The sequence below is a fragment of the Pseudomonas sp. 28 E 9 genome, from assembly GCF_900004785.1.
Classification (GTDB): domain Bacteria; phylum Pseudomonadota; class Gammaproteobacteria; order Pseudomonadales; family Pseudomonadaceae; genus Aquipseudomonas; species Aquipseudomonas orientalis_A.
On sequence record NZ_CVTK01000009.1, the window covers coordinates 1 to 25,601 of the forward strand.

Below are 25,601 nucleotides of genomic sequence, written 5' to 3' on the forward strand. Positions count from 1 at the left end.
TTTGCTTACTTTTGCGCTTTTCAAAAGTGAGCCGCTGTAAAAGCGGAACCATTAGCAGCCGTTACCGCAGAAACGGATATGTACTCGATCTGATTTAACATCCTGGTCGGCCCAGAGGCCGCCATCGGGGGCAAGCCCCCCCCACATTTGGATTGTGGAGCATCAGTAAATAGTCATAGGCTGCTCCCTCACCCAGCATCGCACCAAAGTTGTGTAGACACCCAGGGTGCCACGGACGATCAAGGCAGCCTGGAACTCACGTTCACTTATGCAAAATCGCCCGATGAATATCCCCCAACGCCATGATGCGCTGGGCGGCATTGAGCTTGATCGCCTCCTTGGGCATGCCGAACACCACACAACTGGCCTCGTCCTGGGCCACCGTGGCGGCCCCGGCATCAAGCATCTCCTTGAGCCCGCGCGCGCCGTCGTCGCCCATACCGGTCATGATGATGCCCGTAGCGTTCCTCCCGGCGAACCTGGCCACCGAGCGAAACAGCACATCCACCGAAGGCCGGTGCCGGTTGACCAGTGGCCCGTCGATGACCTGAGCGTGGTAATAGGCGCCGCTGCGGGTGACCATCAGGTGCTTGCCGCCTGGGGCGATCAGGGCCAGCCCGGGCAGGATACGGTCATTGTTGCGCGCTTCGCGCACCTCGATCTCGCAGACGCTGTTGAGACGCTCGGCAAACGAGGCGGTGAATTTTTCCGGCATGTGCTGCACGATCACCATGCCCGGGCACACCCGCGGCAGTGCCGTCAGCACCGCCTCCAGCGCCTGGGTGCCGCCGGTGGAGGTGCCGATGGCGACAATACGTTCGGTGGTGTGCGCCATGGCCTGGCCATTGGCGGCGGGCAGGATTGCATCCGCACTGAGCTTGCCGGCCGGTGCCGGTAAGGGCGTCACGCTGATGCTGCGCTTTCCCAGGTTCCTGACGTTGGCGTTAGCCGCGGCACGGATCGCCGCCACCAACTCGGCCGCCGATTCGATCAGAAAACTCTTCAGGCCGGTCGTGGGCTTGGTAATGATTTCCACGGCACCCGCTGCCAGCGCCTGCAGGGAGGTTTCCGCGCCTTTCTGGGTCAGCGACGAGCAGATCACCACCGGTGTCGGCCGCTCGCTCATGATTTTCCTGAGAAAGGTGATGCCGTCCATGCGCGGCATTTCTACATCCAGCACGATCACATCCGGCCATTCCCGGGCGAGTTTGTCCATGGCGAAAATCGGGTCGGAGGCGGCCCCCATCACATGGATATCCGGCGTGTCAGCGAGAATCGCCAGCAGTACCTGGCGCACCACGGCCGAGTCATCGACCAGCAGCACACTGATTTTTTTGGTAGGCATCTTGTTGAAGTGTTCCCATAGGTTGGTGCCGGACCCAGACGTTGCCGTTCCACAGGTCGAACATGATCGTGCGGTAACCGGTACTGCCCATGTCCTGGGCCGTCAGGTGCAATTGATAACGCTCGGCCAGGGCCAGCGCCGCGCGAATATTCAGGCTGGCCACGTCGTGGGTCGGCAGGCGGCGCTGGTGATCGGGAAACATCTCGCCGCCGCCGAACAATTTGACCTGGTAATCATGTGCCCCCGTGCCATTGGCCTGGGCGTGGCGCAGCAGCAGTTCCATGGCTTCGTCGCCATAGCGGCCGTCCAGGGGCTGATGATTGCGCAGGCGCCCCGGCAGCATGAAATGACACATGCCGCCGATCCGTCGTTGCGGGTGCCAAAAGGTGATCGCCACGCAGGAGCCGAGCAAGGTGCGCAGGCGCGTCGGCCGCGTCGCAAAGCTGACCTGGCCAGGCGCCAACACCACTTCGCTCACTCCGACTGGTTTTTTCATGGCTTGCGGTAAATCGACGGCGCCACCAGCTTCAAGGTGTCGTTGACACCGTTGAGGCTTTCCGAGTGGCTGATGATGAAATAACCGCCGGGCCTGAGCAGCGGCAACAGACGCGCGACCACCTGGCTCTTGGTCTGCTGGTCGAAATAGATCATCACGTTGCGCAGGAAGATCACCTCGAACTCGCCCAGGGCCGGCAGCGCTTCGTTCAGGTTGACCTGCACAAAATTGACGCGGTTGCGCAACGCCTTGTCGATCAGGAAGGTGCCCTCCTGGCGGCCAATACCCTTGAGGCAGTACTTGGTCAGCAGCGGCAGGGGCAGCGTCGCGGCGCGCTCCATGGCGTAGTGGCCGTTGCGCGCCTTGGCCAGCACCTGGGTGCTGATGTCCGAGCCGATCACTTCCCAAGGCGTGGTGCCCAGGCCCTCGGCCAGGGTCATCGCCAGGCTGTAGGGTTCTTCGCCCGAGGAACTGGCCGCGCTCCACACGCGAAATACCTTGCCCGGCGCGGCCCGGGGCAGCACCTGCTGGCGCAGGAAGTCGAAGTGCTTGGGCTCGCGAAAGAAATAGGTTTCGTTGGTGGTCAGCAAATCCAGCGCAACCTGCAGCTCGCCCTTGCGTTGGTCACTCATGATCAGCTTGAAGTACTCACCGTAGCTGTGCAGCTCGTAGTGCTTGAGGCGCTTGAACAGGCGCCCGGCCACCAAGGCTTTCTTGGCCGGCGACAGGTTGATGCCGGCCGCGCGGTACAGCCAGCTCTGGAACTGGCCGAATTCACGATCGTCGATGGAGGCGGTATCTGGCATGGTCGGGACTCAACGCGGATCGAGGTCGAGGGCCGCCGCCTGGCTGTCCTCGGCGAGGCTGGACATCTCATCGATGGACAGCACCTTGTCCACCTCCAGCACAATCACGAACTTGCCGTCGACCTTGGCCATGCCGCCGATGAAATCGGCGCGAATCCGCGCGCCGAAACTGGGCGGCGGCTCGATCTGCGCGGCCGGGATCTCCTGCACGGCGGACACGGTGTCGACCAGCAACCCGATATCCTGGGGCCGGCCGTCGTCGGTATTCGCCTCGATGATGATCACGCAGGAGCGCCGGGTGATGGCCGAGTTGGCCCGCCCGAAGCGCGCCGACAAGTCCACCACCGGCACCACCGCGCCGCGCAGGTTGATCACCCCGCGCACGAACGCCGGCATCATCGGCACCACGGTCAGGCTGCCGTATTCGATAATTTCCTTGATGCCCAGAATGCCGATGGCGAACATTTCACCGCCGAGCATGAAGGTCAGGTATTGCGCGTCCTCATCCACCGCAACCGCGGTATGCCGAGTCGTCATCACTGCGCCCATGTCACTCTCCTTGTAGGCCCGTATCGATCGTGGGATCAGAAGCGGGTGAAGTCCGATTCGTCAGGTGCGCCGGCCATGTTGTAGGCGAAAGCCTTGCGCGGTGCCTGTGGTTTCGGGCGCGGCGGCTGACGGCCGGGCTTGCCGCCGGGGCTGTCGACGTTGCTGCTTTGAACCGAAGCCTTTGGCGTTGAATCGAGCACGAAGAAGCTCATAGCTTGCTGCAATTGCTCGGCCTGGCTGCTCATTTCTTCGGCCGTGGCCGCCAGTTCCTCGCTGCTCGACGCATTTTGCTGGGTCACCTGGTTGAGCTGGGTCATCGCGGTGTTGATCTGCCCGACACCGGCGGCCTGTTCTTCGGAGGCAGCGCTGATTTCCTGCACAAGGTCGGACGTTTTGTTGATGGACGGCACCATTTCGTCAAGCAGCTTGCCGGCCTTCTCGGCCATGTCCACGCTGCTGGACGACAGCTCGCCGATTTCCTGGGCCGCGACCTGGCTGCGCTCGGCCAGCTTGCGCACTTCGGCGGCCACCACGGCGAAGCCCTTGCCGTGCTCGCCGGCCCGAGCGGCCTCGATGGCGGCGTTGAGGGCGAGCAGGTTGGTCTGGTAGGCGATGTCATCGATGATGCTGATGCGTTGGGCGATTTTCTTCATCGCCACCACGGTCTGCTGTACCGATTCGCCGCCTTCGGTGGCTTCCTTGGCGGCCTTGCTGGCCATGCCATCGGTGACCTTGGCATTCTCGGTGTTCTGGTTGATGCTGGCGCTCATCTGTTCCACCGAGGCGCTGGTTTCCTCGACACTGGCGGCCTGTTCACTGGTGGCCTGGCTCATCGATTGCGCCGTGGCGCTGACCTGTTCGGAGGCGCTGGCCAGGTTGTCGGCGGCGTTACGCACTTCGCCGATGATATGCGCCAGCTTGCCGACCATGTTGCGCATGGCGTTGAGCACCATGCCGGTTTCATCCTTTGCACCGGGCTCGATGTGGGCGTTGAGGTTGCCTTCGGCCAATTGTTCGGCGGCGGTTGCGGCCTGCCTCAACGGGCGGGAAATAATCCGGGCGATGAATACCGCCAGGCCCAGGCCGATCAACAAGGCCGCGACCAGTACCGCGCTGATCGACAGGCGTGCGTTCTCATACAGCGCCGAGCCCTTGTCACCCGCGACCGTGGCACCGGCATCATTGAACTCGATCATTTTCTGCAGGCGGCTGGTCACCTCATCGAAATGCCCCTTGGACTCTCCCCTGAGCAAACCGCGTGCCTGGACTTCCTGGTTCTGCCGGGAAAACTCGAGCACTTGCTTGCTGCTCGCCAGGTACGCGTCCCACGCGCTTTTCACGCTGGCCAGCAGTTGGCGATCTTCATCGTTCGACAGCAACTGCTCATAGGTGCCCATGCGGGTTTGGAACTGTTCACGCGCGTCGACGGCTTCGCGTTCGGCCTGGGCCTTTTCCTCTGCAAGATCGGTCGCGAGGTGGCGGTTTTCTTTCAGGCGATAGTTGGCGGCAAAAAAACGCATGCCGGCCGCTGCGCGCATGGAAGGCATCCAATTGCCCTTGATGTCCTGGGCCGCCTGGTTGACGGCGCCGAGCTGGAGGATGGCGAAGCCGCCCATGGCCGCAGTGAGCGCCAGGACCACCAGGAACGAGCTGATCAGCTTGGTGGAAATTTTAAGATCGTAGAACCATTTCATCGGGGAACCTCCATGGAATTGCTTATGCGTCAGCGAGCGACGACCGGCGGCGATTGAGGCGCCTGGGGCGTGCGGGCTTCCAGTTGTACGAGTTGGTTGAGCAGTGCCGGTACATCCAGGATCAGGGCCACCGCGCCGCTGCCCAATATGGTCGAGCCGCTGATGCCGCGCAGCGCGCCGAACAGCTTGCCCAACGGTTTGATCACGGTCTGGAACTCACCGAGCAGGTCATCCACCACCAGCCCGGCCTTGTGCTCGGCGTAGCGCACCACCACCACGTTCTGGCGCCGTGCAGCCGGCCCCTCGTGGCTGAAGTGTTCACGCAGGTCCACCAGCGGCAAGACCTCGCCACGCAGGTCCAGATAGCCGTCGTCGCGGCTGGACTGGCGCTGGCGCTCATCCAGTTCGATACATTCCTGGACCATGTCCAGGGGAATCACATAGGTGGATTGGTCGATGCCGACCAGAAACCCATTGATGATCGCCAGGGTCAGCGGCAAGCGGATGCGCACCACCGTGCCCTCGCCGGAGCGGCTGTCCAGGTCGACGGTGCCGCGTAACAAGGTGATGTTGCGCTTGACCACGTCCATGCCGACGCCCCGCCCGGACAGGTTGGTCACCGCCTCGGCGGTGGAGAAACCTGCTTCGAAGATCAGGTTGTAGATCTCCTGGTCGGTGAGCACCGCGCCGCTGGCCACCAGCCCGCGTTCCTGGGCCTTTTGCAGGATGCGTTCGCGGTTCAGCCCGGCGCCGTCGTCGGCGATTTCAATGACGATGCTTCCGGAGTCATGGTAGGCATTGAGGCTCAAATGACCCTTGGTCGGCTTGCCGGCCGCCTGTCGCGCCTCGGCGCTTTCGATACCGTGGTCCATGGCGTTGCGCAGCAGGTGCATCAGCGGGTCGCCGATTTTCTCGACCACGGTCTTGTCCAGCTCGGTGTCCGCACCGCTGATGCTCAGTTCGATGTCCTTGCCCAACTCCTGGCTGATATCACGTACCACACGGCGAAAACGGTTGAACGTGTCACCAATGGGGATCATGCGCAGGTGCAGGGCGCCATCGAGGATTTCTTCCACCAGCGCCGATACCGTCGAGGTCGCCTCCTGCAAAGGGTCGTTGTTACAGGAGCGGGCCAGCAGGCTTGAGCCGGCACTGGCGATCACCAGTTCGCCGACCAGGTTGATCAGTTCGTCGAGCTTGTCGGCGTTGACCCGCACGTAATTGCCATCACGGGGTTTCGCTTCGCTGGCTGGCGCAGAACGCTGCGGTGTCGCCGCCACAAGGCTCTGCTCTGCCTGGGTGACCTGGTCGCCGGCGACGACCGCCGTGCTGCCGGGCGCTTCGTCGACCGCACTGATGTGCACCTCGCAGTCGTCACGCACAAAGTCGAACACTTCGTTGAGGGTGGCGTGACTGGCCGTCGAACGCAGGTCGATCTCGAACCCCAGGTAGCAGCTTTCCGGGTCCCAGCGGTCCATGGGCGGGATGCTGTCGGTCAGGGTCTTGACCTGCAGCACCTGACCCAGGGTCTCGAGGTAGCGCAAAAACGACAGCGGGTCCATGCCGTTACGGAACACGTCCACGCCGAAGCGCAGGGAGAGGTGCCAGAGCACGTCGACCGCCGCGTCGTCGGCCACCTCTGCGGTTTCGACGTCGGCAGCGGCGGTTCGCATCGGCTGATAGGCACTCAGTGCCTCGCGCAATGCCTCACCGCGCTCCAGCGCTGCGGGCGTCGGCGCCTCACCGCGGTTGGCGACCACTTCGACCAGTTCGAGCATGTGGTCGCCGCATTTGAGCAGCAGCGCGATCAACGCGGCGTCCACCGCCACCTTGCCTTCGCGCAGGCGGTCAAGCACGTCTTCGACGATATGCGTGAACCCCACGATCGACGCCAGACCGAAAAGGCCCGCCGAACCCTTGATGGTGTGTGCGGCGCGGAAAATCGCGCCGATGGCATCCTGGTCGCCAGGCTCGCTTTCCAATTGCAGCAGGGATTGCTCCATGGCCTGCAACAGCTCGCGTGCCTCAACGATGAATGTCTGCTGTGCCTGATCGAGATTGATGCTCACCTGGACTGTCCTTGTCGATCAAAAAAACATGGGAAGTGGCGACTACAAGCCTGCGCTACGGCACAGTTGCAGTGCGTGCATGACCGCCTGGCTTTGGCCGGTCACACTCAAGGCCGTACCGGCAACGCCCGCCTCACGCTGGACCACTGCGAGCAACTGCAAACCGGCGCCATCCATCTCCGTGACCTGCGACAGATCCAGCTCCAGGCGGGGAGTCGCGCCGATCCGGGGCAGCAGCGCAGCCGCCAGTTCCGCTACGGTGTAGATGGTCAGCTCGCCGTCGATGCGCACGCAGGCAGTATCGTCGATTGTTTCAGTGGTAATCGGCATGGGAGCCTCCCTGGCGCCGGGATCAAGGCAGGATAAGTTTAGACACGGCTGCCAACATCTGCGCCGGCTGGAACGGCTTGACCACCCACGCCTTGGCGCCGGCGGCCTGGCCCTCGGCCTTCTTCGATTCCTGGGACTCGGTGGTCAGCATGATGATCGGGGTGAACTTGTAATTGGCCAGCTTCTTGACCTCCTTGACGAAGGTGATGCCGTCCATGTTGGGCATGTTCACGTCGCTGATGATCAAGTGCACTTTCTGCCCGGTCAGCTTGCTCAGGGCATCCTTGCCGTCGCTGGCCTCGATGACGTCATAGCCGGCGCCTTTCAAGGCAATGCCGACCACTTGCCGCACGCTGCTGGAGTCGTCGACCACTAATACATTCTTTGCCATGATGTGCTCCTAAAAGAAGGTGATGTCTTGAGAGTTCTGCTGCGCGGCCGCCGCTCCGTGATGGAGGCGCCGTTGCTCGTCGGTGGCATAGGTGGCTTCCATCCGCGCGAGCCACTGCCGGGCATCGACGCCCACCGCCTGGTCCGGCGCCTGGCTGGCTTGCAGGAGGTGGTCATGCAAGGCCTGCATGTTGTCTCGCACGTGGCTGAGGATCTGGCTGACCCGGTCCTGGAATTGCAGGCTGACCAGCACTTCGGTCATCTCATCACGGATGCCGTAGCTTTCCTGCTTGAGCAGGTCGGCAGAGTCGGCCAGGCGCCCGGTGATGTTCTGGAAGCGCTCGAGCACGCGTTGAATGCTGTTTTCCGACTCGGCCACCGAGTGGCTGTCCTGGTCGGCACTGCTGGATGCGGCCTGCACCAGCTGCGTGATGGCGTTATTGATGATGTCGACCTTGGCCGACATCTGCTGGCCGGTTTCACTGGATTTGTTCGACAGGCTGCGCACCGCATCGGCCACCACCGCAAAGCCGCGCCCTGCCTCACCGGCACGCGCCGCCTCGATGGCTGCGTTAAGGGCCAGCAGGTTGGTCTGCGCGGCAATCGCCGCCACGTCGGCGGCCATGGCGCGCAGTTCCTTGGTATAGGCGGTGAGGCTGCGGACCTGGGCCAGGGTCTGGTCACGGCTGGTCTGAGTGGCCTTGAGCGAGTTGATCACCTGGCTCAGCTCGCTGTCACTGCGCGCCAGCACCTCCAGCGCGCCATCGGCGGACTGCCCGTCCAGTTCGCCGGCAGCCTGCTGCGAGGCCTGTACCGTGTCCTGCAATCGCGTGGCGATCCCGGTAAAACGGTTGGCCAGGCTTACAATCGCCTCTTCAGTCTGATGCCGCGAGCTTTCCACCTGCTTGGCCCAGATCGGCATGGCGCCCAGCAACACTTCATCGAGCTGCGCGCGAGAAGCCATGCCGTTGTGCGCCGCGTCCACCGTTGACTGATCCGCCTGGGCCCGCGACGTCGTGCGCAACACCGCCTTGCGCTGTGAACCGGTGCTCCAGGCACAGGCACCGAGACCCATCAGCACCAGTACCGCACACGCCACCAGGTTGGCCGTGGAGGCTGATTGCACCAGCAACCACACCACGGCAGGCACTACCGGGATAAGAGCAAACCAGCAAAAACGCGGATGACCAGGAAGGGTAATGCGGACGGATTGACGCTGGGTCATGAGTTCGATCCTTGAACAGTGTTGCGGATATAGGCGACATAGGGGTTATCTGCCCACTCCCTCTCAACTTTAGAATCCTTATGTGCCTTCCGTCTGTTTTATGACCATTGGATGACCGGCCCGGGCGTCCGAGCCCCTGTGCGCTGAACAAATCAGCGTGGCCTCCAGGGCGTAAGTGTCTTCCAAGCAGTGCTGCTGCCTGGCGTTCGGCGGGAACACACTGCTATTGGGCTCATAACGCTTCGATCTTCGCCGCCCAATACGCGATCAACACCTGTTGAAACGCTGCCGGGACCACGTCCGCCAGTTCGCGAATGATGTGCTCGATTACGCGCATACCCACATCGATACAGGCATGACGCGTTTCAATCGCAATCTGCATCCGGCTGATTGAGCAACACCAGCACGCCTAACATGGCTGCATAGAATTTGAACGCTGCGTCCTGGCCGTTCCATTCCCGGGACTGCCACATCAAGAACCACTCGCCGCCAATCACCATAAAGCCGAAAAACCACACCAACAGGCCCGTGGTGAGGCCCGCGACGGCGAAGACCTTGGCCTGGTTGAATTGCTGAGCGCAGTTGTGCCGAGCGCGCCACAACATCAACCCGCCAACAGCCAGCAACAGGGCCGTCAGCGCCTCGCCTGCAATGATTGCCCAATAGGCTCCGTGCCATACCCAACGGGCATTGATCGCGCGTGACATGGCGGCGTTGCCGGGGAAGGTGGTGTCCATGCTCAGTACGTGCCGGACGAAGTTGAAATTTGAGGTGTAGTCCGTAAGGTTATTGAATGCTGCCAGCGCGGCAAAGACCGCCAACATCGCGACCAGGACCAACTTTGCGTAACGAGTGACCATGCTGATTTCCTGAAAATGCCCGAGACGCTCAGCACGTTACACCTGCATCGGCCCGCAGAATCCACGGGGTGTCTATTGATGATGTGAGCATTTGCTGAATCGACTGTGGGCAAAACAGGTGGGGAGCGAGCGGATGCTGTGTGATGGGTTTATACGCAGGAGCCGCCACATGTCTCCCGCGCCAGCCGAAGTCATCGGCTGGCCCGTTTGCGTTGGGCGTCTCGCTATGCAGGCTGGAGCTTGCTGCCGGCTTCTTCTATTTTCGCCCGCTTTACGACCGAAGCGCTTCACCAATTTCTTCAATGGCAAAACCGACGTCATGACCGGCACGAATCATCTCTGCGAACCGCAGCATCACTGAGGCGCCGATGTCGTGGGACAACGCCAGGGTCATCAATTCCCGTATCGGCTCGTCCAGCGCTGCTTCGATATCAGGTGAACACGCCTGCCCTGTGAGCCAGGCAATAAGGGAGGAGACCCTCTGACCAGAAGTGTTTTCATCAACACCCAAAATCTCGCCCAACATCATCCCCAATGTGCCCGCAGGGTGTTGCTCCGGGCGACTCCACGCTCTGAGTTCAATCGACTCGCGCTGTACCTTTTCCAAGTTGCGCCGAATCTTCCCCGGAATGGTTGCTGCGGCTTTAGGACGGTTGTAGTACTCACGATTCGCCAAACTTGCGGCGTCCCTGACAACCTTCCAGGCCACCGACCATAGCTGTGAAACGCTGTAGGTGTGCAATGCCGCGCGCATCGTACTTTTAATGTCTGCCAGCTCTTGTTCCGACAGATCATGGTTGTAGAGTTCGCACTCAGTGCCCAAATAGCGCATGACATCGGCGACCGCGTAATCAAGCCACAGGTTGAAAAGCCCGTCAGCATCGGTATAGACCCTATCCGAAAGTATTCCATAAGTTGGACCCATGGGTAGATTCACTTAACAAGAAGTGATTGACAGTTTTCGCAAAGACGCCCTTCTGTAACATGGATCGTTGACAGATCGCGCCTGAAAATCCTCGTGAGCGGGGATACAGCCGGAGGGGGAATCGCGCGGATAGGGCTTTTGCAGCTCGTTCTGAAGCTCTTTGTGCATGACCGCGCTACTCGCTGCTTTGAGGTAGAAGGCAGCCTACAGCGGCTCTAGTTGCAATACGGCCTCCAATCTCACTGCGGCGGGGTGAGGGAAGTGAATTGATTAGGGATGCATCGAAAACGCCTAATCGATACTGTCTTCTCATCTACGTTAAAGGTGAGTCATGTCCTATCGAAATCCTCAGCACGAAGCGCGCCTGGTTCTTCTTTCGACCCTTCGAAGCGCCTTCTCAAGTCTCTACGTCAGTGAAGCGCCCGACGCAAAAAAAATCCGGCTGGAAGGAAGCGGCTCTGAAATTGTGTATCAAGTTGGTGAGGTTGGTGGAGAAAACTATCCTGATTTATATAATTTCCCGTTTCTGTTTCATTTAAATGGATATCCGTGGCAAGAGGCTAATGATTATCTGCTGAACCTAATGCGTGAAAAGGCTCCGATCAATCGGCGCACTGACGATGTTCGGCGTCGTGCCAGCAAACTACTTGATTACCTGTTGTTCTGTGAGGATAACAATCTTGATTGGCTCGACTTCTCCGGTGCTCGGCCTCCACTTCGTCCGACATACAAGTATTTCTACCACCTGATTAACGAAGGCACCCGCAGTAATCAGGTGATAAATCAATACACAGGTGTTATCTACCACTTTTATAAGTACGTTTCCGAGTATTGGCATGATCTCGACATGAAGCGTGTAGATACGATCAAGCAGGTACGGTTCATCGTGCAGGGTTTTAAAGGTGTCAAGGTCGTAGATGCAGAAAAACGCAGCCAAACGCGACGTACGCCGCCGGGTAGTTCTGTGCAGCTAGGGTTCGTTCGCGATGACGGCGAGGACCTCAGGCCGCTTTATAATCTTGAGTTGGGTGCATTTCTGTCCGCCATTCGCAATGAAAAAGAATGGTCTGCAGTTGAGCGATTGATCCTAATGACATCGCTAATGACGGGCGCCCGCAAGCAAACCGTTCTGACCATGCGCTTGAAGAATTTGAAAGGCTTTACAGAGGACAAACTGGAGCGGGAGGGTGCCTATAAATTACATGCTGGCCCCTGCACAGGCATCGATACGAAATACGACAAACCGCAGGTCCTGTACGTCCCGAAGCAACTTGCCGAAGAACTTGTTACGCTTGCTAAAAGCCCAATGATGAAGAAACGGAGGGAAAAGTTTCTAGCTCAGTTAGAGACAAGTCATCCCGGTCTGACGGTGGACGAAGATGATATGTATTTGTTTCTTTCAGATCAAGGTAACTGCTACTACATGGCCAAAAGCGATCCGCGCTATACGATTGTTAAGTCGCCGCAGACAGGGCAGGTCACGGAAACAGTTAAGCGCAAGTTGATCCAGAAAGCCTCTAGCCCATTTCCGAAAGACTTTTCATATCACTGGCTGCGAGCGACCTTTGGATATCAGCTCTACCAGCGCCTGCAGGCATTGGTTCAGGAGGGAGAGTTGAAACCGGGCGAAGACATTGATTTTATTCAGAAGCGCATGCACCACGAGTCCAGGGAAACGACAGAGAACTACCTAAAGTTGTTCAAGATGACTCACGAAAAGGTCATTGCCCAAGAGGTTTGGGAGAGGAAGTTGTTCAATGGCGGCTACGCGGTGCTGAAGGTGGAGGCGCACGATGAATAGTCGTCAGCAATTCGAGCATCGTGCCAATACGCAGATTATTACGCTGAGTGAAGTCACCTATGAGTTTGCTGAGCCTGAGCGCTTGCGTTTGCAACTGTCTCCGAAGGTGATGAAGAAGCCGTTGGATATTGGCAGTTTTGCATATTTGCTGCGTGGTAAGAATGAAAGCGTTCGGGATGATCGCGGCACGCCGGTAGGGATTGAGTCTTTTGTCGAAAGCCGTCGTGAACTGATTGTGAGGCTGCTAGAGTCCTTTATCGGTCTGCGTGATAAGACAGTTCTATTGCGATTGACGCTTACCGCATATTTTATCGACTGGCTGAACGCGCAAGGCTACAGGGAAATGTTTGCCAGTGCAGCGCAAGCCCAGCAAGCCTATCGAGACTATACCGCGCACCTGAATCATCAAATAGCCCATCATGTATTGAAGCCCGTCAGTGCGAAAAATAGTCAGTTGAATGTTTCAAGGATTATTGAACTGCTTTATCCAGAAGACAGTCACCATATCCTAGCAGGTGCGGTCCCGATCATTGCCGAAAAAGGCTCTGAGGCAGCCAGCGCTGCCCATGTTGAGGTGTGCCGGGACGCTTGTTTGGCGATTGCCCAGCAATGCAGTGTTTTCGTCCTGAACAGCCAGCCATATCCCTTTGTTGTGAGCATCAGGGATTATGAGGTGGTTGTGTTTCCATCAAGCCATGGTTGGGTTGGCCCATTCAAGACATCGCCGCTTAATTATAATGCCGGCGAGCGACGGATTGCGACGGTCGAAGAATATTTGGCCGCTGCTGACAGGTTGGGGCGAAGGCTATACAAAAAATCGGAAGCAGAGCGCACTCTATTAAACGCACAGGCGAGTTTGGATGCGGCCAACGAATATGGGCGCCACTGGCACCGGCTTCAAGTGGCGGGTTTTGCCGCGAAAGCCTACGCAAGCCTTCTCCTTATGATCACAGGCGCCACGCCGACCGAGTTTGACCAGTTTAGCTATATAGACGCGATCGAGGTTGAGAAATCTCCAATCAAGAAAGAGTTGTCGGCTGTGAAGTTCCGGGCGGGCGGGAAATCAACTCTTTATAACATCGGGCGTGACACAGGGTTGCCGCTGCTCAAGGAGTACCTGAAGCTCCGTGAGTGGATTCTGAATGGCGTGTCGCATGAGCGGCTGTTCTTTACGATGCCTGCGAGTGGCGAACTAGCAAGCACCGATAACGAATTTTCTGAATTTAACACAACTATGTTGATGAAAAAATTCTTCAACTCCATCAGCGGCACCTTCCTTGACCCCAAGGTACCAAGACTTTCGCCGCGCAAGATGCGCAAGTACAAGAGCCTTGGGATGCATACCGCTGGCGTGTCGCCGTCCACGGTAGCGGCAACCTTGAATCAGAGTTTGATGGTCAATCTTTCGACTTATTCGGAGGCTACTCCTGAGCAGCAGAAAGCTGAGTTCGGACAGTTTTGGCAGGCCATGCGCCATACAGCCAAAGTCGCGTTTGAGCGCAGCCATAGGCCTGCAGAAGGCGAGATCGGAACGGCGGCGGGTCACTGTGACGGGTTCAGTCAGCCGATCCCTGTGCATGATTTAGGGGCTGTTGCAATCGAGCCGAACTGCCGCAGCCAATACGGCTGCTTGTACTGCGAGCACTATATCTGTCACAGCGATGAAGAAGACCTGCACAAGATTGTGAGTTTGCAGTATGTGATCAATGCGGTGCGTGAAGCCGCGCCCGATTCGGCTCATGCTGAAGCGCTCTACAAAGAATTGTCGATCCGAATCGAGTTCATCCTTGAGGCGCTTGGCGAGCGTTCGAATGCGGTGAAGCAGTTGGTCGAAGCGATCAAGGCCAAGGTGTTTGAATACGGTGAGCTCACGCCTTTCTGGGAAAGCCGTCTGAGCCGTTATGAAAAAATGGGAGTGGTATTTTGAACGCTGTTGTCCAGTCCATCGGCAGTCTCTTTTCCAGCGGCCAGTTTTCGCCAACCAGTGAGCCAGATAAGGCGCCGCAACTCTACGGCAAGCCCGCACCCGATTTCGTTCTTTGTCGTGATGCGAAAGGCAACGCCACGGCGGTATACGGTGAACGCGTTTGGGACTTTAACCCATACCGGCTGAGTGCAAAAAAACTCGCGCGAATACGTTTTGATACGGTATTCAACGAAAGTGGCCTACAGCAGCAGGCGCTGATCGAAGAAGCCAGACATCTGCTGTATTGCATGATCTATTTTGCCGGTGGCGGGCGACTCGGTAAGCTGAGCGCAAGCACATTTTGCCAGTATTGGCTCTTGCTGCGCTTAGCCATTCAGTTCTGCTATGAGCAGAAACAGAAGCCCATGGTTGGCGTGCTGTCCTTGCGGCAGATCTTTACCGTGCCGGTTTATCTGGCGGCTTTTATTGGCCAAAGTAGCTTCGATAAAAAGGTTTTTTCTGGGGTTTTGAAAGGCTTGGCCAGGGTGGGCGAAGAACGGTTGGGTTATGCCGTGATCAATCCCGCCAAATTTGATCTGTCACGACCAGAGCACAAGCAGCATCCAGTCATTCCGACACGAATCTATTTGAATCTCATCAATCTTACTGGCGACCTGCTCAATCAGCTTTATGTAGGCGTTGGGCGTTTCGAGTCCTTTATCGCCTGCTTTGCTGATGAGCATTACGGCATTACTCATGACAGACAGAATTCTTTGGGTGTTGGTGGCAAGGCACACCGGCGGCCCGACATGGGGCAAGCGATCAAGGATCATGGTCTGACTTCGGTGTTTGCCGGTGAGTTTGAGTGTTCTGGGAGGAGAAATCTGCAACTGCGCTTGCTCCGAATGCAGTATGTGGTGAAAACGCTGATCCACCTCTATACCGGCATGCGCGATCAAGAGGTGATGCGAATGCCGTATTACTGTTTGTCCGATCAAGTCGTCAGGCAGGTGGTCGTCGATGACCAGGGCATTGAACGTGATAAGCCGCGGTCAGTAAATGTCCTCTCGACCACCACAAAGTTCACCGGCTACAACAAAGAAGCCGCATGGTTCGCGCCGAGGGAGGTCGTCAGGGCGGTCGAAGTCGCCCAGGCGATTTGTCGCGGACTCGCCAAACTCTACAAAATCGAGTTGGAAGCCCGTTGCCCGCTGTTTCTCAACCCTTCCATTGTTGGTTATACGCGGAACAGTGCCGAAGTTGGCGTGACGAGTTTTAAGGCTAGAGGGACACAAGGAACTGTTTTGCACGGGCTGTCGATCCAGCCAGAGGACTTGCAGGAACTGGCGCAGAGCGATCCTTCTCGTGACTTTTACAATGAGCCAGCGTTTGCTGCCGGCCAGCCCTGGCCGCTGACAAGTCATCAGTTTCGGCGCTCGCTGGCATTCTATGGCAGCAGTAGCGGTTTTCTTTCCTTGCCGACGCTGCGGGCGCAGTTCAAGCACATGACGATTGAAATGTCGCGCTATTACGCGAATGGCTACGATAACCTGCGCACCATTTTTGGCTACTACGACGACAAGAAGAAGGACTTTGTGCTGCCAAGCAATCACTTCGCCTTCGAGTATCAGATGGCCGTGCCCATGTCGGTGTCGAACCAGTTGATTGCCGATCTTCTGTTTAATGAGGAACCGCTGTTCGGCGGCACCGGCTCGTACATGGAGAAACAGAAAGAGCGGGTTAAGGCGGGTGAGATTCAGATTGAAGATGTCCGCGCTGACACCGAACAACGGGTTAAAAGCGGTGCAATTAGCTACCGTCCGACACTGCTCGGTGGCTGTACTAAGGCGGGCCGTTGCTACTCCTTCTTGCTCGGTGACTACACGGAATGCCTGTCTTGCGAGGGCGCGATTATCAAGCCTTATAAGCTCAATGCGGCGATTGAGGATGCGGAGAATGAATTGTACAGTTACGCAGAAGGCTCGGGCGAATATCAAATTGTGAAGGGCGACATTGAGCGTTTAACCGCCTTCAAAGCCCGTCTGATTGACTCGGTGGAGGTTTAACCATGAAGTCTGGTGACGGAACAAGCAAGGGGGTGGGCGCTTGCGAGCAAGCCTTGCAGCGCCTCTTGGTTGGTAAGCCTGTTGTGCCCGAGCATGTTGCTTTAGACCTGTCGAAACTCACTGCCAGCATTGTCAGTCTGGAGGCTGGATTTGATCGTGGCTACTTGAAGAAGTCGCGTAAAGCGCATTTACCGCTACTGGCTCAAATCGAGGCGGTTCGGGCAGAGGCCAGCAAAGGGGCGGGTTCATCTAGCGGCAAAAAAATCCGGCAGATGGAAAGTCAGCTGGCCGCGCTGGAAAAAACGCTATCAATCGCTCAGATGCAGCGTGACAACGTGCTGGCTCAGAATATGAAGTTGTGGCAACGGGTGCGCGAGCTGGAACATTCGATGGCTTATAGCCGCTCGGGCCACTCGGCAAAGGTCGAATCCCTGCTGCGTAGTGACAAAGGCATGACCTTCACCTCGGCGTGAGCTTGTTCGAAAATTTCCGTGTTGACGGGGTAGCCGCCCAAGAGAACTTCTTGCGCAGCTTGGTCATTGCGACGACGAAATAACTCAGCTTGAACCGACTGGCACGATTAAAACCGCTTGATCAGAAAGATGCAGGTTTCTCTGGAAGCCTGCTCCAACTGACTCATTGTGTCGAGCTCGATATGATTCTCAGGCAAACTCAGCAGCACTAGGCTTTCAGCTTTCTGCATGGGGTCGATATTCGTGTTCTGCAGTGACTATGAGAAAAGCAGGGCCTGGCTGCATGCTAAGGCCAAAGACGCCGGATCGCTATCGGCTGACAAGGAGGCGTATCTAGATCTTGAGATGGCGATCAAGCTGCGGGAGCGGACGGAGCATGAAGTTTCAGTATGTTGGTGGCAGCCGCGTCAGCAGAAGTCTCAGAAAGGCAAAAACCCGGAAATTAGCCGGGCTCTGCAAATCCCTCAAGGGGTTAAAGCTCAAGTGCCTCAAGGGCTACCGTGAAAACTCTATGGCCGGTTGACTCAAATGTCAATATTAGTCAGATAAGACTGACTCGCTTCCCTCACGGGCTTGGAACCTTGCAGCTTTGCAACTTCTAAAAAGCAGGCAGTCAATGTGTGCCGTAATGTGTAGTCGTCAGAGTCCGAGTAAGCTTTCCTAACGCTGTCAAACCGAATGTGAATTGTAAGCGTCCGGCCATCACGCCTTAGGTGATTGAGCCGGTTGCCACTTATGCGGCAGCAACTGGTCGATTTCACACGCCCGCTGAACCGGCAACTTCCTGCAGGCCTCCAACCGAGTGTAGGACTGGTTCGGCCAACTGACTTTTATTCGCGACGTGTAGATCAAAAAACTTTCGGCGGGCATGGGCCATGCAGCCAATTTCGGTAATGGCCGAGCCTGACCGGTGTAAATCAACCCGAAGCTGCCGTTCACGAAGGACAGAAATCGGTATAAGCAGTCCTTCAGAAAGCCGTAGGACGGCTGATAATCCATGGCCTGACCTCATCCGGCGTCATGAAAAGCCTCGTTTATCGCGTTGAGCAAAGTAGCCCTTATAGGCGCGTCACCCTCTCATCTACCAATCCTCAAATACCCGAAAGTCGTTCTCTCGGGCATTTGAGCATCCGGTAAAAAAACTTGTAACTCAGTTCACCTTGAACCGTCCCACCAGCCCCTGCTGTTGCTCGGCCAAGCGGGCTAACTCGCGGCTGGTGACGGCGGTTTGTTCAGCACCGGCGCTGACCTGGATAACCAGAGTGTTGATGTCGTTTACGTTGCGGTGGATCTCCTCGGCAACCTGACTCTGTTGTTCTGCCGCCGAGGCGACCTGTATGTTGCTGTCGCTGATGGTCGCGATGCCCTCGGCTATTTCTTCTAGCAACTCCCCTGCGCGCACTACGTTGCTCGCGCCTTCTTGAGCCTTCCCTAGAGTTTCCTGCATGGAAGTGGCGGCACGGTCGGAGCCGGATTGCAGATTGGCGATCATCTTCTGGATACTGACGGTGGAATCCTGAGTCTTTTTGGCCAGATTCCGCACCTCATCGGCGACCACGGCAAATCCACGACCCTGCTCACCGGCACGGGCAGCCTCAATGGCAGCGTTCAAAGCTAGCAGATTGGTTTGCTCTGCTACACCACGAATCACATCCAAAACCGAGGAGATGGAATAGCTTTCACCCTTGAGCTCCTCAATGATTCGGGATGTTTGTTCGGCCTGAACCTCAAGCCCTTTGATCAAGCTGATGGTGTTCTCGATTTCAGCCTTGCCCTGCATAGTGCTGGCATTAACGCGCTGCGACATCTCTGCGGCGTCGGTAGTGCTGCGCGCCACGTCTTTGACCGTGGCGCTCATCTCGCTGATGGCAGTGACCACCTGATCGGTGCCTTGACGCTGCTGGACGACGTTATTGCTAGTTTGCAGGGCCACAGCCGAAGACTGCTCGGCGGCGGTCGCGACCTGCGCCGTGGCACTCCCGATCTCACGGATCACTTCACCGATCTGTATGGCCATGTTATCCAGGTTACGCGAGATCTCGCCAAACTCGTCTCTGCCGGTGTAACGGGTTCTGGCAGTTAGGTCACGCGTGGATAGCGAAATAAGGGTGCGGTTCACGTCGACCACAGCGATTTTGATATTGCGAATAATCACCGAAGCGAGCCACAGCACCGCAATCAACATCAGAATGACGGTGGCTATTGCGACATACAGACTGCGCTGGGCATCGGTACGCGCGACATTGGCTAGGCTCACGACCGTCTGGCCCAGTTCAGCCTCGACCTGAGCCATCATGTCGATACGGCTGGTGGAAAGGTTGAACCAGTCTTCGGGTTTGATATTAAGCGGATCGCCTAGAGGCGTATCAAATCCGAGTTTTTGCAGGCGAGCTACATCGACGGATGCGGGCTGTTGTAGAACCGCATCCAGCTTATTTTTGAACACGGCAGGAGCCCAGCGTTGAAAGGCCTCGAAATAGCCGGAGAACTCGCCCATGTTGCGGCTGAAACGTGACAACAGCGGCGCATCAAAACGGTTTTGGTTGAATGCCAGGCCAAGCAGTACACGCTCTCGACCAGAGCGCTCTTTCATGTCTACGAACTGATTGAGTGAACTCAGCCCACGCAGGATTTCCGGATCCTCAATGCTGGTTTCCAGTGAGTAAGAGAAGCCGATCAAATTTTTGATAAGATCGGTGAATCGGGTGCCGGACTCGCCGTTATTGATTGCGAGCGTGTCCACCTGCTGACGCAGTCCGGCCAAACCATCAATTGCGCGCAGCATCTTGTCAGGCGCGATAAGACCCTCGGTCGATTGCGCATGCATCGCGCTCACCGCACGGTCGGTTTCTTGGCGTAAGACTTTCAACTTGTCCTGCATCGTCTTACCACCGCTGCCCAGAAACACGCCGCTTGCGCCGCGCTCACGCTGGATAGTGGTTACTACGTCACTGAGTTTCTGCGCGGTGCCGGTAGCGGTGACCGCTCGGTTCATCTCGCTCAGTGTCTCCCGTTTGTCAGCTACAAAAATCCCGGCGAAGACCAGAAAGCCCAACAGGGGAAACATCAAAATAAGCAGTAGCTTTGTACTCAAAGGAGCATTTCTAAGCATGGCAGGCCTCAGGGCTTGAAGATGTTGTTTAAAGCTATCCAAGGCGAACGTTCTATGAAGTCGACGTCTGATAGAGCCCAGGATGGTTCAGTAGTAGCCTGCCGTAGCCAGTTTTTTCTCCGTTCGGAATGTTTCGGCTGAAACCAGCAAAGCTTTACCTGTACCCGTGTATCGATAGGGGCCTAGGTACCGAGTAGGCCCAGACGTAAGCGCGGTGGGTTTTCTTCTCTCCTGGAGCCAGCATTTGTACCGGTGTTTCATCGGCGTGGACTACGCGCTGGGCCAGCACTGCTTCGCGCAGCGCATCGACCAGCGGCTGAAGCTGCACGCCGGTTTGACCCATCCACTGCGCTAGTGTCGAGCGCGGGATGGCAAGGCCGGCACGGCCGAAGATCTTTTCCTGTCGATAGAGCGGCAGGTGGTCGGCGAATTTGGCCACCATCACTTGCGCCAGCAGGCCGGCAGTGGGGATGCCCTTGTCGATCACCTGCGGCGGCACCGGGGCCTGGGTCAGTGTTTCGCACTGCCGGCAGGCCCATTTCCCACGAACGTGCTGTTCGACGGTGAACACGCCCGGCGTGTAGTCCAGCTTCTCGCTGACGTCTTCACCGATGCGCTGAAGCTGACAGCCGCAAGCGCACTGAGTGTTGTCCGGCTCGTGATGGATCACAGTGCGCGGGAACTGCGGCGGCAACGGCGCACGCTTGGGTTGCTGGCGTGGTTCTATCTGCGCGGGTGCGGGATGAAGTGCTTTTAAGTCGGCCTCGATGGCTTCGAGGTCGGTATTAAGCAGGTCATCGAGCAAGCTGCCTTACGCCGGGCTGATCTGCTCGCTGCGCTTAGCAAACTTGTGTCGCTTGAGAATGGCGATTTCGTGGGTGAGCTGCTCGATGATCGTCTCATCACGATGGATCTTTCTGCCCATGGTGTCGACCTTGGACATCAGCTGCGCAGCCAGCGCGCGCAGTTGTTCAGGGGGCATTTGATCGAGATCGGGCAAAGAAGTCATGCCGTGGATTTTACCAAAGCAGTCCTCCGGTCACAGCTATAAGCCAGGTATTAGAGCAATGTAATTGCGCCGCCTGCACCTACTCGCTGCCAAGGCAATCCAAGTACCAGCGCCTGGAGTTGTTCGGGGTCGAGTTCGACCTCCGCGCCAAGATGGATGCCCGGCCAATGAAACTTGCCCTGATTCAAGCGTCGCACCGCTAGCCAAATACCAACGCCGTCATGCACCAGCACCTTTATGCGGTTGGCCCGGCGGTTGGCAAAGAGGTAGGCGCAGTGCGGCTTCGCCGCACCGAACACGGCAACCACCCGGGCCAGTGCAGTGTCAGTGCCGGCCCGCATGTCCATGGGCTGGGTGGCGAGCCAGATGGAGTCGATACGAATCATTGGGCCAGGCCACGGATAAAACACGCGCAGCCGTCCGGATCTGAGGCTGGCCATTTTACGGTGACGGATTTATCGCCCAGAACCAGTGAGATGATCACCGTCTCTTCTGTTGCGCGCTTGGGTGCAGCTTGTACGGGGATGAAGGCCGGCAGAGTTGCGGGTGATTGATCCCGGTAAATCGGTAGCCACTTGCGGATCACGTTGGCGTTGATGCCGTGATGGATGGCTACGCTGGAAATCGTCGCTCCAGGTTGCAAGCATTCCTGGACGACCTGGGCTTTAAATGGTTTGGGGTAAGAGCTGCGTTGGCGCATGGAAATCCTGGCGATAAGGGTGATCGCGTCCGCTTAAAATACGCGGACACCATCGCCCTAAATACTGGAGTTCGGTAGGTGTGTTCGCCATCCGCTTACGTTCCTCCGCGCAAGCACTACTCGGGATCGAGTAGTGGATACTCATGAGCTTTTCTGCAATGGCGTCATTGGATATCCGTAGACCCGCCTTGAAACTCTAACGCCTTTTTATACAGATCAATCTTTCTTTGTAGATCGCTTGGTTTCGCTGGCAGGTCGAGAAACTGGTTAGCTTCGGCTAAAGACTGGAAGTCGTCGGATCGGCGTAGGTGAAATAAGATGAGCTCTCTGAAATAAAACTGTATTTGATAACAATATGTTTTAGCGCGCTCGCTTTCTTCGCCGGCATGTACGCTCTGATTCCTATGTTCACGAAGGTGTTCAAGTACTTGTTGATGAAACTCGCTTTCTTCGAATAAGAAAGCGCAGCGTCGAGGTATGCCATCTTTATTTGAGTCAGATGGTGATGCAAGACATTCTAGTGCGCCCCAAAGCCTTATAAGAGCCGAATTGTGTTCTCTTTCATCCAGTGCTCGGACGTATCGAAGTAGCGAGTCCTTTATTACTCTACCGTATTTGCATATTTTTAATCTTGAAAGAGCCCACTTGACGTTTTTACCAAATACTTCCGGCTTCGATGGTGAGTATACTTTACCTGCTTCAAAATATGGTTCATACCATACAGTCGATTTTGCTGGCTTGCCACTAAAGTAGTGTAGTGTGTGCGTCTGCCCCAGCCTGACTTTATTTATGGCGGCCTGTTTATTGCCCATTAGCTCCATACTCGAATTTCCAAATAACGCCATAATCGCTCTGAGTATGTCTAAGCTTCTCAGTGCTTTCGTCGTGGCTCCCTGGTCGGTTTTGGCTTTCAACTGGATCTTAACCTTGCAATATTGCTCATGTTCGTCATTCAACGTACGGTGAGATGCCTTAATCTCCCGGCTCCTAGAGTAGTATTTTTTAGGATAGTCTCCAGAAAATAAATTTATATGTGTATCTTCAATGTATATTGACTTAAGAGTCAGGTGAGCAGGGTTGATGGATACAGAAGTGAGGAAACAATATTTTTCTTCTCTGGTAGCGAGCTCAGCTCGACAAATTTTCTGAATATTTTCCATTAGCGCATCTTTAGTGAGCACTCCTGCCGTAGCAGTGATTGAAATACTTCTGGACAGAATTGAGTCAAGATTTAGTCCGTCCGATTTTGACGTTAACTCAATCATTGAGAAAAGGCTTGCGAAGGCATTGTGATATTCAAAGGCTTCGAATGACACTCGACCATCAACGGTTATTTTTTTTATACTCTCAATTTTTTTAATAATTTCTTCGGGCTTCAAATTGCTATTTTTAGTCTTCCATCCTATCTTCATATTCAGCCCTCTATTTTTTATCTGTCGGCTTTTAAGTTGTACAAAGTAAATCGCTTGAGAGCTAAAAAATAAAACGTTGAGCGTCCCCTCTACACCCAAAGGACACGTTTGGCCGAAAGCAGTCGCTTATGAGTTACCGCGTTCGGCCAAAAGCGGATGCTCAAGGTCGAACTTTTTCGACCCTAAGCTGCCTTTTTATGGGAATAAAAGTGGTTCAGCCTAAGCCGCTATCGACCCAGAAATAGCAGTCACAGGGTGATTGCTTTTAGCGATAGCAACCGACTGCGCCAATCCATGTCCATTACAAACTGCGTTTAAATCCCATGCACATATTTTTTATTCTCAGGAGTTAAGAGCGGTGCGACTTTAAGCCATTGAAGAAAGCGCTTCGAACCGCCCATCGTACAGCGTCGTCCGTTCTCACACTTTTCCAATGATCTGGATGACGCATTACATCACGCACTTCGTATCGCTCATCTTCTGGATATCGAACCTCCATAAATCCTATCCGATATAAAAAACGCGCGAGCGCGATATCGGGCTCACCGTAGGAGACGCCTTTATGGAGCTTCACTTGACCATTCCCGATTAGGCCTCGGAGATGTTTGTATAGGTCAGATGCAATCCACTCGAGAGGTTTGCCAGTAAAAGATTGCAGACAAATATCCAATCCGACACAAAGTCCACCAAATTCAGTTTTTAAGAATTCGAGCTGGTCAGTGGAGTAAATCCACTCTGCATCTTGAATCTCTAAGTCAGTGACCGGCAGTCTTTCTGACCCGTCGAGTGCAAACTTGATCATGGCCCTGAGGCTTCGCGGCGTATACATTGAGCGGCGGACAAAATAACTAAATGAATCACTCGTCGATTTATTCTTTAGCGTGACTTCTGGAGTAAAGAATACATGCCACATATCATCGAAAGGCACCCGAATTTTTTTAGGTTCACACCCTAGCGCTGCCGCAATCGCAAAACGCAGTCTATTTGCAGTCCATTTCCTCAAATCGCTCACATCCCAATTAAGATGAACGACACCACTCACCTTGTCAGAATAATGCCAGCCGGGATTTATATTTAACCACAAATCTTGTCGCATAAAGAGATGGACTTCGGCATTTAAGTTGTTGTGAGTGATTCGATCTGCTGCCTCTATAGCGTCTCGAATCAATCGAATACTTGTAGCGCCGCCCGCTTCTTGCAAGTTGTCAAAATCGTCTACATAAAGGGCGAAATTAGTTGCTTGTGCAACGCGGGCAATTCTTTCGACACTATTCTTTTCTTGCGCTGCGTTTTCGGAGGCAATGTTCTTTGCCCACGGAACAAGTGTCTTAATTACGTCGGCTATACGTTCTCCGAAGTCTCGCTCGGTTATACCCTTAGTGATAGCCCAAGCACGTAATGCAATATCGTCATCGCTGGTGAGTAAACGTCCGCTCATGTCATGTGCAAGCCGCCTGCAAATCATGTCTGCGTAAATCTGCATCCAATCGGCAACTGCGCCGTATCCACGTTCGGTTGCCTTCGCCAGACGTTCGGCATGTAACGATGCAAGCTCGTCCGCTGAGGCCTCCACAATTAAGGTTTGAGAATCCTCTTTGCGACGCTCAATGCTAGTAAGGCGAACGGCGGACTTCCCTGCGCCCTTTCGTGCCACAGCGACAGTCACCGTTGTGGCCGTTGCATTATCAAACCAATCTGGTCGGACTAGTAAATTGTCGAACCACTTATCTTGAGCCGTATCACGTTCGGCGTCTGGATACCCTATGAAAGAAGAGCTTTGATGCCAGCGTTTGCGAATGGCCTCAACTTGCTCAGGAGTCAATGATAGGATCTGCTTGGACGGTCCTTGCATAGTCATGAGTTGTAGATTTCCCTTACTAATACCGCATCAGTTCCTTGCCTACATGCAACCGCTGAGCCCAAAAAACTGTGTCGAAAGGCGAGGGGTTAGACGACAAGACCTCAACGAAGCTTACGAATTCGACGTAGGTGTGTCTATGGATGGCATGAGATTGCACACAAGAGTTCAGTTTTGGCGATTAAATGTCGGCCTCATATATAGATTTAGAAATCCAGTCACCCAATGCCCGCTTCCGGCCGCCAGCTGCCGGTCAAGGCGCTCCCGTTGTGCTGGTCAAATTCGACGCAAACAGCTGGTCAGGTGGAATGCAAATGACAGGTCATTGGCAATGCAAACGGGTGGTCAAGTGGGATGCAATTGTCCAGCGAGCACTAGAGTGTCAATGCTCGGTCTGAAGCAAGCGTGCGGCTGGCGGATAGTGTGTCAATGTCTGCCGTAATTGACCTGCAGATAGTCAATCCTTGGTTGTAACATTGACAGTCAATGCCATTTTCTTCTGAATTGGCTGACGCCTATATTTTTCCGGGGGATGCACGTTGTCAATCCACCAGGGAGATAGGTGATACCAAGCA

The 25,601-nt window shown here is 55.9% G+C and carries 20 protein-coding genes and 2 pseudogenes; 4 read left to right on the forward strand and 18 right to left on the reverse strand.

Annotated features, from left to right (window positions below; translation table 11 throughout):
* Positions 1–262 precede the first annotated feature (262 nt).
* The 11 genes from BFQ00_RS00825 to BFQ00_RS00875 form a co-directional block, all read right to left on the reverse strand.
* Positions 263–1,345 carry a protein-glutamate methylesterase/protein-glutamine glutaminase gene (locus BFQ00_RS00825; protein WP_065932351.1) on the reverse strand — a complete coding sequence of 361 codons (1,083 nt, stop codon included), beginning with the start codon at positions 1,343–1,345 and terminating at the stop codon, positions 263–265.
* Positions 1,308–1,841 (reverse strand): chemoreceptor glutamine deamidase CheD, encoded by a 534-nt coding sequence (gene cheD, locus BFQ00_RS00830; RefSeq protein WP_065932352.1) that lies wholly within the window; start codon positions 1,839–1,841, stop codon positions 1,308–1,310. The genes BFQ00_RS00825 and cheD overlap by 38 nt, the downstream gene beginning before the upstream one ends.
* Positions 1,838–2,647, reverse strand: a complete 810-nt coding sequence (locus tag BFQ00_RS00835; RefSeq protein ID WP_065932353.1) for a CheR family methyltransferase — start codon at positions 2,645–2,647, stop codon at positions 1,838–1,840. Before BFQ00_RS00835 ends, cheD begins: the two co-directional genes overlap by 4 nt.
* Before the next feature lie 9 nt (positions 2,648–2,656).
* Positions 2,657–3,196, reverse strand: coding sequence for a chemotaxis protein CheW (locus BFQ00_RS00840; protein ID WP_065932354.1), 540 nt, complete (start codon positions 3,194–3,196; stop codon positions 2,657–2,659).
* Positions 3,197–3,231: 35 nt separating this feature from the next.
* A complete protein-coding gene (locus BFQ00_RS00845; protein WP_065932355.1) occupies positions 3,232–4,890 on the reverse strand; it encodes a methyl-accepting chemotaxis protein in 1,659 nt (552 codons plus the stop codon).
* 29 nt (positions 4,891–4,919) lie between these two features.
* On the reverse strand, positions 4,920–6,959 hold the full coding sequence (locus tag BFQ00_RS00850) for a chemotaxis protein CheA (RefSeq protein ID WP_065932356.1): 2,040 nt from the start codon (positions 6,957–6,959) through the stop codon (positions 4,920–4,922).
* Between the two features lie 42 nt (positions 6,960–7,001).
* Complete coding sequence (locus BFQ00_RS00855; protein ID WP_065932357.1) at positions 7,002–7,289, reverse strand: STAS domain-containing protein; 288 nt, start codon at positions 7,287–7,289, stop codon at positions 7,002–7,004.
* 22 nt (positions 7,290–7,311) lie between these two features.
* A complete protein-coding gene (locus BFQ00_RS00860) occupies positions 7,312–7,680 on the reverse strand; it encodes a response regulator (protein ID WP_017905089.1) in 369 nt (122 codons plus the stop codon).
* 9 nt (positions 7,681–7,689) lie between these two features.
* Positions 7,690–8,904, reverse strand: coding sequence for a methyl-accepting chemotaxis protein (locus BFQ00_RS00865; protein ID WP_083227279.1), 1,215 nt, complete (start codon positions 8,902–8,904; stop codon positions 7,690–7,692).
* A 365-nt stretch (positions 8,905–9,269) separates the two neighbouring features.
* Complete coding sequence (locus tag BFQ00_RS00870; protein WP_065932358.1) at positions 9,270–9,764, reverse strand: DUF2165 family protein; 495 nt, start codon at positions 9,762–9,764, stop codon at positions 9,270–9,272.
* A gap of 271 nt (positions 9,765–10,035) precedes the next feature.
* Positions 10,036–10,689: a hypothetical protein gene (locus BFQ00_RS00875; RefSeq protein WP_256535371.1), complete on the reverse strand. Its 654-nt coding sequence runs from the start codon at positions 10,687–10,689 to the stop codon at positions 10,036–10,038.
* A 331-nt stretch (positions 10,690–11,020) separates the two neighbouring features.
* Between BFQ00_RS00875 and BFQ00_RS00880 the strand changes: the two genes are divergently transcribed.
* From BFQ00_RS00880 to BFQ00_RS00895, 4 genes are read left to right on the forward strand one after another with little or no spacing between them, the layout of a single operon-like run.
* Positions 11,021–12,490: a site-specific integrase gene (locus BFQ00_RS00880; protein ID WP_065932359.1), complete on the forward strand. Its 1,470-nt coding sequence runs from the start codon at positions 11,021–11,023 to the stop codon at positions 12,488–12,490.
* Positions 12,483–14,417, forward strand: a complete 1,935-nt coding sequence (locus BFQ00_RS00885; protein ID WP_065932360.1) for a hypothetical protein — start codon at positions 12,483–12,485, stop codon at positions 14,415–14,417. Before BFQ00_RS00880 ends, BFQ00_RS00885 begins: the two co-directional genes overlap by 8 nt.
* Positions 14,414–16,462 (forward strand): integrase, encoded by a 2,049-nt coding sequence (locus BFQ00_RS00890; RefSeq protein WP_065932361.1) that lies wholly within the window; start codon positions 14,414–14,416, stop codon positions 16,460–16,462. The genes BFQ00_RS00885 and BFQ00_RS00890 overlap by 4 nt, the downstream gene beginning before the upstream one ends.
* A gap of 2 nt (positions 16,463–16,464) precedes the next feature.
* Positions 16,465–16,935: a hypothetical protein gene (locus BFQ00_RS00895; RefSeq protein ID WP_065932362.1), complete on the forward strand. Its 471-nt coding sequence runs from the start codon at positions 16,465–16,467 to the stop codon at positions 16,933–16,935.
* A gap of 766 nt (positions 16,936–17,701) precedes the next feature.
* Here the strand turns inward: BFQ00_RS00895 and BFQ00_RS30265 are convergent.
* The 7 genes and pseudogenes from BFQ00_RS30265 to BFQ00_RS00935 form a co-directional block, all read right to left on the reverse strand.
* Positions 17,702–17,830: pseudogene (locus BFQ00_RS30265) on the reverse strand (transposase); the annotation flags it as partial.
* A gap of 255 nt (positions 17,831–18,085) precedes the next feature.
* Positions 18,086–20,002: a methyl-accepting chemotaxis protein gene (locus BFQ00_RS00910; RefSeq protein ID WP_043205934.1), complete on the reverse strand. Its 1,917-nt coding sequence runs from the start codon at positions 20,000–20,002 to the stop codon at positions 18,086–18,088.
* Between the two features lie 235 nt (positions 20,003–20,237).
* A pseudogene (locus BFQ00_RS00915) lies at positions 20,238–21,056 on the reverse strand (IS66 family transposase); the annotation flags it as partial.
* Positions 21,057–21,106: 50 nt separating this feature from the next.
* Positions 21,107–21,442, reverse strand: coding sequence for an IS66 family insertion sequence element accessory protein TnpB (gene tnpB / locus BFQ00_RS29850; RefSeq protein ID WP_065932365.1), 336 nt, complete (start codon positions 21,440–21,442; stop codon positions 21,107–21,109).
* Positions 21,439–21,756, reverse strand: a complete 318-nt coding sequence (locus BFQ00_RS00925; RefSeq protein ID WP_015885959.1) for an IS66-like element accessory protein TnpA — start codon at positions 21,754–21,756, stop codon at positions 21,439–21,441. The genes tnpB and BFQ00_RS00925 overlap by 4 nt, the downstream gene beginning before the upstream one ends.
* A gap of 164 nt (positions 21,757–21,920) precedes the next feature.
* Positions 21,921–23,168 (reverse strand): hypothetical protein, encoded by a 1,248-nt coding sequence (locus BFQ00_RS28850; RefSeq protein ID WP_124427637.1) that lies wholly within the window; start codon positions 23,166–23,168, stop codon positions 21,921–21,923.
* A gap of 349 nt (positions 23,169–23,517) precedes the next feature.
* The gene (locus BFQ00_RS00935) at positions 23,518–25,026 is read right to left on the reverse strand and encodes a P-loop ATPase, Sll1717 family (RefSeq protein WP_065932367.1); all 1,509 of its coding nucleotides are present in this window, start codon (positions 25,024–25,026) and stop codon (positions 23,518–23,520) included.
* Between the last annotated feature and the right edge of the window lie 575 nt (positions 25,027–25,601).